The sequence below is a fragment of the Ochrobactrum sp. SFR4 genome (assembly GCF_019730395.1).
Lineage (GTDB): Bacteria > Pseudomonadota > Alphaproteobacteria > Rhizobiales > Rhizobiaceae > Pseudochrobactrum.
In genome coordinates this window covers 1-347 of record NZ_JAAPBB010000415.1, presented here as the reverse complement: position 1 = coordinate 347, position 347 = coordinate 1, and the positions used below count along the sequence as shown (strand labels likewise).

The window sequence follows — 347 nt, the reverse complement described above, 5'->3', positions numbered from 1 at the left end:
CAATCTGGTGGCTGTGCTGGATAATCTCGGTAAGGGTGCATCGGGTGCAGCTGTGCAAAATATGAACCTGATGCTCGGTTTGAGCTAAGCCATTATGCAACAGTTGCAAGTGACGCCGCCGGAGTTTCCGGCACATTGGCAGATTACCTCTGCAACACTGCTGGCTGACACCAATTCCAGTCATATCTGGAAAGCAACAATCACCGGAGAGGAGAACTCTCCGGTGATCGTGAAAATACTGAAACCTGCAGGTCATGAAGAGCTGCGTGGCGCTTATTATATGCGTGAGCGCGATGGTCACGGTGCTATCCGGCTTCTCGACCTCCGGCTTGATCCAACCATGATGC

The 347-nt window shown here is 52.2% G+C and carries 1 protein-coding gene; it reads left to right on the top strand.

The features are described 5' to 3' along the window. Nucleotides 1–94: 94 nt before the first annotated feature. Nucleotides 95–347 (top strand): aminoglycoside phosphotransferase family protein (locus HBA93_RS19620; RefSeq protein WP_286202078.1); only part of this gene is annotated, 253 nt, incomplete at its 3' end.